General features: G+C 66.7%; 11 protein-coding genes, 6 tRNA genes and 1 pseudogene. 11 read left to right on the top strand and 7 right to left on the bottom strand.

All coding sequences use genetic code 11. From position 1 onward, the window contains the following. Positions 1-29: 29 nt before the first annotated feature. From AC5P5V_RS13645 to AC5P5V_RS13625, 5 genes are all read left to right on the top strand, one after another. Positions 30-105 (top strand) — tRNA-Glu (locus tag AC5P5V_RS13645). Positions 106-289: 184 nt separating this feature from the next. Beyond that, positions 290-365: transfer RNA gene (locus AC5P5V_RS13640), tRNA-Ala, on the top strand. Between the two features lie 49 nt (positions 366-414). After that, positions 415-490, top strand: a tRNA-Glu gene (locus AC5P5V_RS13635). Between the two features lie 44 nt (positions 491-534). Continuing rightward, positions 535-610 (top strand) — tRNA-Ala (locus tag AC5P5V_RS13630). A gap of 47 nt (positions 611-657) precedes the next feature. Beyond that, positions 658-733, top strand: a tRNA-Glu gene (locus AC5P5V_RS13625). A gap of 95 nt (positions 734-828) precedes the next feature. On the opposite strand, the gene AC5P5V_RS13620 is transcribed toward AC5P5V_RS13625, so the two are convergent. Beyond that, positions 829-1,245: a GNAT family N-acetyltransferase gene (locus tag AC5P5V_RS13620; RefSeq protein WP_061479071.1), complete on the bottom strand. Its 417-nt coding sequence runs from the start codon at positions 1,243-1,245 to the stop codon at positions 829-831. Positions 1,246-1,321: 76 nt separating this feature from the next. Between AC5P5V_RS13620 and AC5P5V_RS13615 the strand changes: the two genes are divergently transcribed. Beyond that, positions 1,322-2,278 (top strand): SOS response-associated peptidase family protein, encoded by a 957-nt coding sequence (locus AC5P5V_RS13615; protein WP_134968446.1) that lies wholly within the window; start codon positions 1,322-1,324, stop codon positions 2,276-2,278. Positions 2,279-2,401: 123 nt separating this feature from the next. On the opposite strand, the gene AC5P5V_RS13610 is transcribed toward AC5P5V_RS13615, so the two are convergent. Beyond that, the gene (locus AC5P5V_RS13610; RefSeq protein ID WP_061479069.1) at positions 2,402-2,782 is read right to left on the bottom strand and encodes a response regulator; all 381 of its coding nucleotides are present in this window, start codon (positions 2,780-2,782) and stop codon (positions 2,402-2,404) included. 132 nt (positions 2,783-2,914) lie between these two features. Here AC5P5V_RS13610 and AC5P5V_RS13605 point away from each other — a divergent pair. Both AC5P5V_RS13605 and AC5P5V_RS13600 read left to right on the top strand, forming a co-directional pair. Continuing rightward, positions 2,915-3,000: transfer RNA gene (locus tag AC5P5V_RS13605), tRNA-Leu, on the top strand. Between the two features lie 269 nt (positions 3,001-3,269). Continuing rightward, a pseudogene (locus AC5P5V_RS13600) lies at positions 3,270-3,437 on the top strand (GGDEF domain-containing protein); the annotation flags it as partial. Between the two features lie 30 nt (positions 3,438-3,467). Here AC5P5V_RS13600 and AC5P5V_RS13595 read toward each other — a convergent pair. Next, on the bottom strand, positions 3,468-5,294 hold the full coding sequence (locus AC5P5V_RS13595) for a methyl-accepting chemotaxis protein (RefSeq protein ID WP_134968447.1): 1,827 nt from the start codon (positions 5,292-5,294) through the stop codon (positions 3,468-3,470). 530 nt (positions 5,295-5,824) lie between these two features. On the opposite strand from AC5P5V_RS13595, the gene AC5P5V_RS13590 reads away from it, so the two are divergent. Together AC5P5V_RS13590 and AC5P5V_RS13585 are read left to right on the top strand one after the other, a co-directional pair. Further along, positions 5,825-6,913: a DUF5694 domain-containing protein gene (locus tag AC5P5V_RS13590; protein ID WP_134968448.1), complete on the top strand. Its 1,089-nt coding sequence runs from the start codon at positions 5,825-5,827 to the stop codon at positions 6,911-6,913. A gap of 61 nt (positions 6,914-6,974) precedes the next feature. Further along, entirely contained in the window at positions 6,975-7,265 is a 291-nt protein-coding gene (locus AC5P5V_RS13585) for a putative quinol monooxygenase (RefSeq protein ID WP_061479066.1), read from the top strand. On the opposite strand, the gene AC5P5V_RS13580 is transcribed toward AC5P5V_RS13585, so the two are convergent. The 4 genes from AC5P5V_RS13580 to AC5P5V_RS13565 form a co-directional block, all read right to left on the bottom strand. Beyond that, a complete protein-coding gene (locus AC5P5V_RS13580; RefSeq protein WP_134968449.1) occupies positions 7,207-7,509 on the bottom strand; it encodes a hypothetical protein in 303 nt (100 codons plus the stop codon). The genes AC5P5V_RS13585 and AC5P5V_RS13580 overlap by 59 nt on opposite strands. A gap of 62 nt (positions 7,510-7,571) precedes the next feature. Next, positions 7,572-9,761, bottom strand: a complete 2,190-nt coding sequence (locus tag AC5P5V_RS13575; RefSeq protein ID WP_134968450.1) for a PAS domain S-box protein — start codon at positions 9,759-9,761, stop codon at positions 7,572-7,574. Positions 9,762-9,969: 208 nt separating this feature from the next. Beyond that, complete coding sequence (locus AC5P5V_RS13570) at positions 9,970-12,357, bottom strand: Tex family protein (RefSeq protein ID WP_231352173.1); 2,388 nt, start codon at positions 12,355-12,357, stop codon at positions 9,970-9,972. A 207-nt stretch (positions 12,358-12,564) separates the two neighbouring features. Then, positions 12,565-12,780, bottom strand: coding sequence for a hypothetical protein (locus AC5P5V_RS13565; protein ID WP_005417149.1), 216 nt, complete (start codon positions 12,778-12,780; stop codon positions 12,565-12,567). A 347-nt stretch (positions 12,781-13,127) separates the two neighbouring features. On the opposite strand from AC5P5V_RS13565, the gene AC5P5V_RS13560 reads away from it, so the two are divergent. After that, on the top strand, positions 13,128-13,261 hold a 134-nt coding region (locus AC5P5V_RS13560), incomplete at its 3' end, for a transposase (protein ID WP_495215913.1).

The following is a 13,261-nucleotide window of genomic DNA, read 5'->3' as shown; positions in this document are numbered from 1 at the left end:
GGTCGCTAAAGAACATTGATGAGAATTGCGTCCCCATCGTCTAGAGGCCTAGGACATCACCCTTTCACGGTGGCGACCGGGGTTCGAATCCCCGTGGGGACGCCACTCATCACGAACAACGAGGACCCGGCCGATAACCGGGTCTTTTTTGTTCACCGCCTACCGGCATTCAGGTTGTGGCGTTGCGGTTCCCCTGCCCTTGGTGGCAACGGTTGAACCGGGACGAAAAAGTTCAAAAAAAACTTCCACAAACGTGAACACGCAGGTATGATAGGCGGCTCGGTAACACGGGGCCATAGCTCAGCTGGGAGAGCGCCTGCATGGCATGCAGGAGGTCAGCGGTTCGATCCCGCTTGGCTCCACCACTTTCGACATTAGGCCGTCGAAAGTTCTACAACTTGAAGTTTTTCGTGCGTCCCCATCGTCTAGAGGCCTAGGACATCACCCTTTCACGGTGGCGACCGGGGTTCGAATCCCCGTGGGGACGCCAGTTTCAAAACGGACTCTGCTCCCGGCAGATATCCGGAGTTTCATGGGGCCATAGCTCAGCTGGGAGAGCGCCTGCATGGCATGCAGGAGGTCAGCGGTTCGATCCCGCTTGGCTCCACCACTTCGACATTAGGCCGTCGAAGGATCTACAACTTGAAGTTTTCGTGCGTCCCCATCGTCTAGAGGCCTAGGACATCACCCTTTCACGGTGGCGACCGGGGTTCGAATCCCCGTGGGGACGCCAATTCTTGAAAACCCCGGCTTCGGCCGGGGTTTTTCTTTGCCCGCGATCTGCGATCAAACCGCCCTGCCCGTGGAGGGCTTCACCCCGCCCACGGCTCAGAACCGCCGATACATCCCGATCGATGCCGGTGCAGTCGGTGCGAAACCAAACTGTGCATACAACCGATGCGCCTCGCCATCGGCCAGCAGGCTGACGTACGCCGACGGCGGCAGGTTGGCCTGCATCCAGCCGTCCAGCCGCCGCATCACCTCCTTGCCCAGGCCCTGCCCCTGCAATCGCGGCAGCACCGCGATATCACAGACCTGCAGGTGGCAGCCGCCATCGCCGACGATACGGCCCATCGCCACCAGCTCAGCGCCCTGGTAGGCACATACGCCGAACAGCGTATTGGGCAGCGCGCGGGCGGCTGCTTCGCGGGACTTGGCGCTGAGGCCTGCGAGCACGCGCAACTGGCAGTAGTCCTCGACCGTGGGTACGGCTTCGCGGAACTGGCAGGTGATGGGATCATTCATGCGGCATCTCCGGATGGGTCGGGCTATCCTGCCGCATCCACGTCGCAGCCGCTGCGACCCAGGCCCACAGAGTCCCATGTGCTATTCCGCCCTGATCCGCGCTGACTACGCCAAACTGGTACGCGAATTCGGCGCCATCCTGTCGCTGGAGGACTTCGCCGAACTGTACGCACACGATCCGGGCAAAGAACGGCCGAAGACCCCGAAGGCGATGGATGACGGATTCGCCGGTGCGCGTACCGAACAGGGGCGGGACATCGTGGCGAAGATCCAGCAATGGCATGCGCAGGAGCAACAGGCCCTGGAGGCCGAACTGGCCCGGCAACGCGAACGACGCGATATTGCCCATGCCACGCTGGCCACCCGGCCCACGCAGAAAGCGCGCAACGACCTGCGCGTGGCCGGCAACCGCATCGAGCGCGCACAGGCCCGACTGGAAGACCTGCATCGGGTGCAGCTGCTGCCGCGCGACAACCGCATTTTCCCCGGCACCTACGCACCGGTGATGGTCAGCGAGAACGGCCAGCGCGTGATCAAGCCGATGCGCTACCAGTGCCGGCTGCCGGACAAGCCAGCGCGCAACGACGTGCTTTACCCCGGCACCTACAATGCGCGGCGCGACAGCCTGGAAGGTTACTGGCGGGGTGCGTTCGGAGTGCGCCACGGCGTAGTGGTGGTGCAGGCGTTCTACGAGCACGTGCCCCGCCACGCCATCGCCGGCCGCACCCTCGGTGCCAACGAAAAGGAACAGGACGTGGTACTCGAATTCCGTCCCGACCCGCCCCGCGACCTGTTGCTGGCCTGCCTCTGGGCGGAATGGGAAGGACCGGAAGGCCGCCTGCTGTCGTTTGCCACGATCACCGACGCACCTCCCAGCGACGTCGCCGCTGCCGGGCATGACCGCGGGGTAGTGCCGATCCGCAAGGAACACCTCGACGCCTGGCTCAACCCCGAACCGGATGACCTGGCGCGCCAGTACCGCATCCTCGATGACCGCGAGGAGATCCGTTACGTGTACGAGGAAGCGGGCTGAGCGCCGGACGCAATTGAAGAACCCCGCCTGGGCGGGGTTCCTGGATCAGGGGTTGCCGCCGAACTCCGCAGACGCGAGCATTCAGCCGTCGGCAGTATCCCCCGCCGGTCCGTGGCGGACGGCTCAGGCCTTGACGCTGGAGCGCCCCACCGCTCGCGCCAGCGCGCGTGACAGATCAGCCGACAGGTACGGCTTGACCAGCAGCAGGCCGGCCAACATCGGCGCCGGCAGCTGCTCGGCCAGCATCCCGGTGGCCAGCACGAACGGAATGCCACGCGCCGAAAGCGCTGCAGCCACCGGCTCACTGGTCTCGTTGCGGGCCAGGCGGTAATCCAGCAGGGCCACGTCAGGAGTGCTCTGCTCCAGCAGCCGCAGGGCCTCGGACACACTCGCTGCGAGGCCAACCACGACCGCACCGGCATGCACCAGCTGCATCTGCAGCAGGGCCGCGCTCATTTCGTCGTTCTCGACCACCAGCACCCTCAGGTCCTGCAACACTGTCATCGGCTACCGCTCCTGGAGGCAATTGCACGCTGGGAGTATAGCTATCAAGGGGCCAATGCCGACAGGAACCGCCCTCATAGGCCCTCCTACTATGCATCGCCTGCCGACCTCGGTTACACTCGTACGCTGCCTGCCGGTGTGGCGGAATGGTATACGCAGCTGACTCAAAATCAGCCGGGGGTGACCCCATGAAGGTTCGAGTCCTTTCACCGGCACCACAGCATCAAAGGCCAGGTCCATGATCTGGCCTTTTGCTTTTCCCGGGCCAGAGCGCCGACACTGGCGAAGATGCCCCAGCATGCCCCGCCCGCGCGATTGCCCCTCCTGCGGGCGTCCGACGCCGTCGCCTGGTCCCACTACCTCTCGCTGCCGGGCGTGATCGAGCACACCAGCTGAGGCGACGTTTCCGAACGGGCGCTGGCGCTGCAGATCGCCCGCCATCTGCCTGACGCATCCGATCAGCGCCGGGCGCTGGGACGCCAACAACCTGCAGGCGGTCGCCGCGATCCTCGACGGCTGCCCGCAACGCGGTCATGACCTGCTGGCCCGCGACGGCGGCGAGGAATTCATCGCCGCCCTGCCCGCCGCTGAGCCCCATGTGACCATCAGCATCGGCGTAGCCTGGCAGGCTGCGCATGAGCAGGCCGACCCACGATGCCGGGGAACAACACTCCGACCGCCGGGCCTAGACCGCGCGCAGCACCGCCGCGCCATGCAGGTGCCCCGCCCCACCCTGCACGCGGAAGCTGGCCACGGTCTGCAGAAGCTGCGCCGACTGCTCCTCCATGCTGCGCGCCGCGGCCGAGGCTTCCTCGACCAGCGCAGCGTTCTGCTGGGTGCCCTGGTCGATCAGATCGACAGCGTGGTTCATCTGCTGGATGTCGTCGCTCTGCTGCTGTGCGGCCGTGCTGATCTCGGACATCAGGTCACTGACCCGGCGCACGTTGAGCACGATCTCGTCCATGGTGCGGCCGGCGCTCTCAACCTGCGCGGTGCCGGCGCCGACATTGGCCACCGACGCATCGATCAGCTGCTTGATCTCCTTGGCGGCACTGGCCGAGCGCTGCGACAGTTCGCGGATCTCGGTGGCGACCACGGCGAAGCCACGCCCGTGTTCGCCCGCACGCGCGGCTTCCACCGCGGCGTTCAAGGCAAGGATGTTGGTCTGGAAAGCGATACCGTCGATCACGCCGATGATGTCGACGATGCGCCGCGAGGATGCGTTGATCACCGCCATGGTCTCGACCACTTCGTGCACCACGTTGCCGCCGCGCGCAGCGACATCGGCGGCGCCACCGGCCAGCTGACTGGCCTGCCGTGCGTTGCTCGCGGTGCGCTGCACGGTCTCGGCCAGGCCCTTCATCGACACGGCGGTCTCCTCCAGCGACGCTGCCTGCTGCTCGGTGCGCTGCGACAGATCGCTGTTGCCCTGCGCGATCTCGGTGGCACCGACGGCGATGGTGTCGGCGGCGAACTTGATCTGGCCAATGATCGCGGCCATCGCCTCGACCAGCGAATTCACGCCTTCGCACAGCTCGGCGATCGGCCCGTGCTTGTCGGCGGTGGCCACGCGCCGGGTCAGGTCGCCCTCCTTGGCGGTCGCCACCACTTCACGGGTCTGCGCCACGGCGCGCTGCATGGCCTGGTTCTCATGCACCTGCGCGGTGATGTCGGTGGCGTACTTGACGACCTTGAACGGCTTTCCATTGAGATCCAGGATCGGGTTGTAGGACGCCTGGATCCAGACCTCGCGCCCGCCCTTGCCGAGGCGCCGGTACTGGCCGGCATCGTATTCGCCACGGCCCAGCTTCTCCCAGAACTGCCGATACTCGGCACTGCCACGATACTCGGGCTCGACGAACAGCGAGTGGTGCTGGCCACGCACGTCGTCCAGGCTGTAGCCGGTGGCGGCCAGGAAGTTGTCGTTGGCCGAAAGGATGCGGCCGTCCATGCCGAACTCGATCACTGCCTGCGACTTGTCGATCGCCGCCAGCTGCCCGGCCGAGTCGGCCGCCTGCAGCTTCTGCGCGGTGATGTCGGTGGCGAACTTGACCACCTTGTAAGGCCGCCCCTGCCGGTCCAGCACCGGGTTGTACGAGGCCTGGATCCAGATCTCGCGCTGGCCCTTACCGAAGCGCCGGTACTGGCCAGCGTCATATTCGCCACGCCCCAGCCGCGCCCAGAAGTCGCGGTACTCGGCGCTGCGCGCCTGCTCGGGATCGACGAACAGGGAATGATGCTTTCCCTGGATCTCCTCCAGCCGGTAGCCCATCGCCTGCAGGAAGTTGTCATTGGCCTGCAGGATGGTGCCATCGAGGGCGAACTCGATGACCGCCTGGACCCGGTGCAGCGCCGCAACCTGGGCTTCCAGCTCGGCACGGCCGTCGGACACGGCCTCGGCGCCGGTGCGGTGCTGGGGAGCCAGCGCGCCCAGTAGGGCACGCCACGGCGACCAACGGGTATACAGCTCGGCCGGCGCCTGCGCGCCCGCCGTGAAGCCTGGAATGAGCATTGTCTGATCCTCGGTGTCCGGTAAGCGGTTGCGACCCGACGGGCGGGATGCCCGGCGGCAACTTCAGGTGCCAGGGACTAGAGGTGCCAACCGGCACCTCTCGAGCGACTGCCACGAACGTCTGCTGCGGGTGCGATCGGCATCTGGGAGCGGCGGAACACACAGCGCGGGCCGCCCATCGGGGACGGCCTGGGGTCCTGCGGCGGGTGACTGGAGCGGGATCCAGAGGGAGTATCGGCGAGGCGATCAGTGGCTTTAGCCGGATTACGCGACGTCCGTCGCAACTTCAGATGCGGCTGCAGGGACGCGGTAGACAATCGCGATGTACTTCACATTCTGCTCACGCTCGGTGGGGACACCGGGTGTCGTCACGGAACATGTCGCGCGTTGTCGCCGTCATTGGGCATAGCCTTGCCGGGCACGATGCAGTTCAGGCCCAAAAGGTTTGCATGACCAACGGGCGATTCCGTGGCAGGTGAAAACGGCCAGCATGCAGCGAACCGCAGGACGCGCACTGACACGGAGATCGCATGTTCCCACGCTTGGCCAGCCTCCTGATCCTGGGCCTGTGCAGTACCGGCGCCCTCGCTGCAGATGCCACCTATCGGCCCGCCTTCCATCCGGACCAGCTGAAGGGGCCGCCTGTCGGGCGACCGAACGAGGTGCTGGTACTGGGCACCGCCCACCTGTCCGGCCTGCCCAAGTCGTTCCAGCCCGCCTTGCTTGAACCCTTGCTGCAGCGACTGGTCGCCTGGAAGCCCGAACTGATCGCCACCGAAGACCTGTCAGGCCTCCAGTGCGATTCCATGCGTCGCTACCCGGAACGCTATGCGGAGAGCGTGGCCACCTACTGCTTCGACACCACCGCTGCGCAGGCTGCCACCGGCCTGGACGTGCCCGCAGCGAACGCCCAGGCCGAGCGCCTGCTTGCGACCTGGCCGGACGAGCCGACGCCCACCCAGCGTCGTCGGCTCGCAGCATTGTTCCTGGCAGCGGGCGAACGCGGATCGGCGCAGGTGCAATGGCTACGCCTGCCTGCGTCCGAGCGCAAAGCCGGCGATGGGCTGACGCCGGCCCTGGTCGAGATCCTCGGCAAAGGCCTGGTCCGCCGCAATGAAACCAGCCTGATCGCCGCCGTAGTTGCCGCCCGCCTCGGGCATGAACGGCTGTGGGCCGTGGACGACCACACGGCCGATTCTCCCACACCGGCCGAGGATGAGGCGGCGGCCAGTGCAGCCATCACCGGTGCCTGGAACAATACGCATTCGCGGGCACGACGGGAGGCCGATGAACGCCTCGTGGCCAATCTGGACAAGCCCGGTGGCGTCATGGCGCTGTATCGCGATTACAACAGCCCGGCAGCAGCGTTGGCAGCGTACCAGAGCGACTTCGGCGCGACGCTCGTCGAGCCGTCCTCCAAGGCGTTCGGCCGGATGTATGTCGGTTACTGGGAAACCCGCAACCTGCGCATGGTCGCCAACGTCCGCGACGTGCTGGGCCTGCACCCTGGCAGCCGAATGCTGGCCATCGTCGGTGCCTCGCACAAGGGCTACTACGAGGCCTACCTCAATCAGATGCACGACGTGCAGCTGGTCAGTACGGACGCAGTATTGCGTTGACTAGGATAGGTGCCGGCCATGCGCTGGAACTATCCTGCAAGGCCCGTCTGCAGGTGCCGACATGCTGAAAGTGATCGCCGAGGATTTCATCCATCCCGATGCGGTGGACACCGTGCTTCCCCTGTACCGCGAGCTTGTCGCATGCACGCGGCGAGAGCCGCTCTGCCTCGGCTATGAACTGTTCGTCGACCAGAAGGATCCCGGGCATTTCGTCTTCATCGAGCAATGGCCGGACCGCGACGCTCTGGATATCCATTGCGCCAGCGAGCACTTCCAGCGTCTGGTGCCTCAGATCAACGCGTTCCAGCGCGCACCGTGCCGGGTCCTGCTGATGGACGCGGCACGGGTGTAGTGCCGGAAGCGAGACGCCCGCCGTCGCCGCGGCCATGCCGCCACAGCAACACGCAGGCCGCAACCGTGCAGGCGAGGCTCAGGACCAGCAGCGCGACCGCGCCTTGCTGCAGCACGGGCAACAACGCCTGCGCGTGCGGGTCGCCGCGCAGCTGTTCGGCGCGCAGGCAGGTGGCCAGCGCCAGGCACCAGCCGACCAGCGCCGGGATGAACATGCGTACCGCAACCGGGTTCCAGGCATTCATGGGTTCACCTGCTTGAGTGGAGATGCGCGCAGTATTCGCGCGCGTCCTCTCACAGGCTGAGATCAGTCCTGGGCGGCATCGGCATCGTCGCCTGGAAGCTCCGACAGCTCGCCCTGCACCTGCACGTTGTTGCGCCCCAGCGCCTTGGCCCGGTAGCACTGTGCATCGGCAGCGGCCACTGCCTGGTCCACGCTCATGCCCCCCGCCAGGGGCGCGATGCCGATACTGGCACCGACCCGCAGCCGATGCTGATCCCACGGAATGGACAGCGCTGACAGGGTCTGCAGGAGTTCACCGCCGATCCGTGCCGCACGACGCGGCGTACACCCGGACAGGATCACCGCGAACTCGTCGCCGCCCAGCCGCGCCACCACGTCCGAATCACGCACACCATGTCGCAGCACACTGGCCACCGCCCACAGCACGGCATCGCCGGCCAGGTGGCCCCAGGTGTCGTTGACCGGCTTGAAGCGGTCCAGATCGATGTACATCAGCGAGGCGGCCTGCCCGGTGCGCTCGACGCGGGTGATCGCCTGCTGCAGGTGCACCTCGAAACCGCGGCGGTTGCTCAGTTCGGTGAGTGGATCGATCTCGGCCAGGTGGCGGGCTTCGCGCTGCCGCGCCCGCTGCTGGGTGTCGTCGCGCAACACCCACACCGCGCCGCGCACATGGCCCTCGTCATCGCGCAGCCAGGCCCGCGTCAGGTCCACCGGCACCGTTGCCGTGCCCAGGCGCAGCAGCAGGTCGGCGTGCAGGTCCACCGCGTTGCTCTCCGGGTCCAGCAGTACCGACACATCCAGTACCGAGCCGGGCGCGTACTCGGTGGTCAGCGCCAGCACGTCCTGCACCCTGTGCCCGGCCAGCGACAGCGCGCCATCACCGGCCAGGGTGCGTACCGCGGCCGCGTTGGCATAGTCGATGCGGCCGTCAAGGTTGACGCTGAGCACCAGGTCGGCCACCGCATCCAGGGTGATGCGGCTGCGCTGTTCGCTCTCGAACAGGCGTTGCTCACTGCTGCGCTGGGCGGTGATGTCCTGGATCTGCGACACGAAATGCAGCGGCTGGCCATGCTCGCTGCGCACCAGCGACACCGACAGCCGCGCCCAGATGATGCGACCGTCGCGGTCGAGATAGCGCTTTTCAAGGTGGTAATGGCTGCGCCGTCCGGCCAGAAGATCCTGCACCAGGGCCAGGTCGGTCTGCAGGTCATCGGGATGGGTCAGGCGCTGGAAGTCGACCTGCAGCAACTCTTCGCGCGGGTAACCCAGGATCCGGCACAGCGCATCATTGACGTCCAGCCAACGCCCCTCCAGCGACACCAGCGCCATGCCCAGCGCCGCCGATGTGAATGCACCGGCGAACTTCTCCGCCGACAGCCGCGCCTCGGCCCGTGCCTGCAGGATTTCGGTGATGTCGATGGCCATGCCGACGTAGCCGATGCGTGCGCCATCGGCACCTTCCATGCGGCTGATCGACAGGCGCACCTGGCGTGGCAGGCCCTCCTTGCGCAGCAACGTCCACTGCCGCGAGTAGGTCTGCCCGTCAGCGCGAGCACTGAGCGCTTCGAACACGTCGGGAAGGTTGCCCTCGGCATCGGCCAGCGGCTCCAGCCAGGCTTTCAGTTCCTCTGGATCGTGGAAGGCATCGAGCCGGCGCTGGCCGACCACCTCCGCTGCGCTGTAGCCCAGCAGGCGCTCCGCACCCGTGTTGAACAGGGTGATGGTGCCATCGGTATCGGTGGCGATCACCGCTACCTCATCGGACGCATCGACCACGGCCTGCAGGCGTTGGCGGGTTTCGGCCGCATCCTGCCTCGCCTGCTGCAGCTCGGTGACGTCGGCATGGGCACCGGCCATCCACAGCGGCTTGCCCTGCCCGTCCCATTCAAAGACGCGCCCACGGTCCTGGATCCAGATCCACTGGCCGTTCCTGTGGCGCATGCGCAGCAGGCAGGCGTAGTTGTCGCTGCGCCCTTGGAAATGGTCGTCCAGCGCAGCATCGGACAACGCAACGTCATCGGGATGGACCAGCCTCAGGAACGTCTTCTGGCAGATGGGTTCCAGCTCTTCCAGGCGGTAACCGACGATCTCGGCCCAGCGCGCGTTGACCCGCATCTCGCCGGTCTGCACGTTCCATTCCCAGGTTCCCGCGGCGGTACCGTCGATGATCATCGCCAGGCGGCGACGCTCTTCCGCCAGCTCCTGCAGGCGGCGCTCCAGCAGTCCATTGCCGTGGGTGCCCTGGCCCGGCATCAATCCGGTCTCCTGCCGGCACGGGCAGGCGCCGACCGCAGCGCAGCGCTGCGACCGCCGGTACGAGCAACGGGTGGTGCTGGCGTCATGGCCCTCCCCAGCAACAGCGGGGTGGCCGGACGCCTCCCCTCAAGCGCAAGTGTGCGCAATCACGGGGAAAATCGACAAGTCCCCCGCCACGAATCAAGCGTGACGGGGAACACGGTCCTCAACTGCGCTTGGCGCGGGCGAAGGCCTCGGCCAGGGCGTTGTTGGCCGGGGGCGCGGACGCGGCGGGACGGCCGCCATTGCCTTGGCCCCGGTTCGGCCCGCGGTTCTGGCCGCCTGCATCGCGGCGCGGACCCTGCCCATGGCCGCGCTCATCACGCTGGCCCGGGCGGCTGGTGGCTTGCCCGGGGGTATCGTCCAGGCGCCGGGTCAGGGCGATGCGCTTGCGCGCCACGTCCACCTCCAGCACCTTCACCTTGACGATATCGCCGGCCTTGACCACGTCGCGCGGGTCCTTCACGAACGTATCGGAAAGCGCCGAGATGTGGATCAGGCCATCCTGGTGCACACCGATATCGACGAAGGCACCGAAGGCCGCCACGTTGCTGACCACACCCTCGAGCACCATGCCCTCGCGCAGGTCCTTGATGTCCTCGACGCCCTCGGCGAAGCGTGCCGCCTTGAACTCGGGGCGTGGGTCTCGGCCCGGCTTCTCCAGTTCCTTGAGGATGTCACGCACGGTCGGCACGCCGAAGGTGGCATCGGTGAACTGCTCGGCCTTCAGGCCGCGCAGGAAGCTGCCATCACCGATCAGCGCCTTGATCGGGCGCGCGGTGCTGGCCACAATGCGCTCGACCACCGGGTAGGCTTCCGGGTGTACCGCCGAAGCATCCAGCGGTTCATCACCGTCGGCAATGCGCAGGAAGCCCGCGCACTGTTCAAAGGTCTTCTCGCCCAGGCGCGCGACCTTCAGCAGGTCCTTGCGGCGCTTGAACGGGCCGTTCGCATCACGGTGGCGCACGATGTTCTCGGCCACCGTGGCCGACAGGCCGGACACCCGCGACAACAGTGCAGCCGAAGCGGTGTTCACGTACACGCCCACCGCGTTCACGCAGTCCTCCACGCGGGCATCCAGCGCGCGCGCCAGGCGGTACTGGTCCACATCGTGCTGGTACTGGCCGACACCGATCGCCTTGGGTTCGATCTTCACCAGTTCGGCCAGCGGGTCCTGCAGGCGGCGGGCGATCGACACCGCCCCACGTAGCGACACGTCCAGCTCCGGGAATTCCCTGGCCGCGAACTCGGACGCCGAGTACACCGACGCGCCGGCCTCGCTGACCACCACCTTCTGCAGCTTCGGGTTGCCAGCGGCCTTGATCGCTTCGCCGGCCAGCTTGTCGGTTTCACGGCTGGCGGTGCCGTTGCCGATCGCGATCAGTTCCACGTTGTGCTTGGCGCACAGCTGCTTGATCGTCTGCAGCGACTGCTCCCACTGGCGGCGCGGCTCGTGCGGGTAGATGGTGTCGGTGGCCACCAGCTTGCCGGTGGCATCGACCACGGCGATCTTGCAGCCGGTGCGGATGCCCGGGTCCAGTCCGAGCACGGTCTTCGGGCCGGCGGGTGCCGCCAGCAACAGGTCCTTCAGGTTGTCGCCGAACACCGCGATGGCCTCGGCTTCGGCCTTCTCGCGGGCCTGGTTGAACAGGTCCAGCAGCAGGTGCGTGTGCAGCTTGGCGCGCCAGGTGAGCCGGCAGGCGTCCAGCAGCCAGCGGTCGGCGGCGCGGCCCTGGTCGGCGATGCCGGCCCTGCGCGCCACGCGCCCTTCGGCGTACTGGTGGCCGGCCTCGGCATCACTGCCGGGGTCCAGCTCCAGGAACAGGATCTCCTCGCGGCGCGCACGGAACAGCGCCAGCAATCGGTGCGAGGGAATCTTCGCCAACGACTCGGCGTGATCGAAGTAATCGCGGTACTTGGCGCCTTCGGTTTCCTTGCCCTCGGCCACGCGCGCGCGGATCACCCCGGTTTCGCCCAGCCAGGTGCGCAGTTCGCCGACCAGCGCGGCGTCTTCGCCCCAGCGCTCCATCAGGATCGCGCGCGCGCCTTCCAACGCGGACTTGGTGTCGGCTACGCCCTTGTCGGCGTCGACGAAGACAGCCGCGAACGTCTGCGGGTCCTGCGTCGGGTCGGCCAGCAGGCCATCGGCCAACGGCTCCAGGCCGGCCTCGCGGGCGATCTGCGCACGGGTGCGGCGCTTGGGCTTGTACGGCAGGTACAGGTCTTCCAGCCGGCTCTTGGTATCGGCGGCCAGGATGTCATTGCGCAGCTCGTCACTGAGCTTGCCCTGCTCGCCGATGCTGGCCAGCACCGCCGCGCGACGGTCCTCCAGCTCGCGCAGGTAGGTCAGCCGGGTTTCCAGGTTGCGCAGCTGGGTGTCGTCCAGGCCACCGGTCACTTCCTTGCGGTAGCGCGCGATGAACGGAACGCTGGCGCCTTCGTCGAGCAGGCCGACGGCGGCGCGTACCTGGGCGGACTGGGCACCGATTTCGTCGGCGATGGTCTGGGCGATCTGCTGGGCGAGCGCGCTCTGGGCGTTCTTGGCGTCGTGCATTGCTTCAGGTCTGTGCCGCGTTTCGGGAAGCCCCCATTCTGGCAATCCGCGACGGAGCCGGACAAGGCATTGACAGGGGGCGAGGTTCAGCGGCGAAGCCGGATTGGACGCCGGCATCCTGGCAAAGAGCGGGCTCGGACTGGCCCGGGGCTGGGATGCCGGCGCGGGCGCGCGATGGTGGGCGCGCCCTGCCGCGTGTTGCGACGGTCAGCGGTAGTGGCGGGCGGCGCGCTGCATGACGATGTCGTCACGCATGCCTTCCAGGGCCATCAGGCGGACCTTGCCGACACCCTGCAGTTCCATGAACCGCTCCGTGTAGAACTCCGGCCCCAGCGCGGTGTCGGCGCGGGATTTGCTGAAGCCGTAGGGCACCACGCCCTTCTCGCCATCCTTGCTACCACCGACATAAAGAACGATTGCCATGTGATGTCTTCCTCCAAATTGCTACTGCGTACTGCGTTCGATGAGCGATGCTGCGAGCTCATCGAGGGAGAGCTTACCGCGTCGAACCTGACTGGAACGTCACGAAGACTAATGACGATCGGTTGCATGCAGATGACTGCGGGATCGCAGCAGAATGCTTACGGATCTTTAACTTCCGGCTAACGAATCGGCGGGGGATTTCCCCAACGGCGCAGCCCCTCGTGGCTTGGTCGCGAAATGCGCTTCATGTGATCGGGTCGGTCGGGGTGGGTTCGCGGGACACGCCGTAAACCCGTCCATGAAGTGATCCCCGGGAGTTGGACATCAGATCCAACCCCGTGGGATACATGAACAGATACGACGCGCGTTTCAAACTGCAGGTCGCCAAAGAGGCCTGCAAGACCTCCACATCGGTCAAAGCCGTTGCTCGTCGCTACGGCCTGGAGTTCTCCACGGTCAGGCGCTGGGTGGCGACCTATCG

The sequence above is a fragment of the Stenotrophomonas sp. YJH_SMC_130 genome (assembly GCF_059369035.1).
The sequence above is the reverse complement of the archived record's forward strand: the minus strand, read 5'-3'. Positions and strand labels throughout refer to the sequence as shown.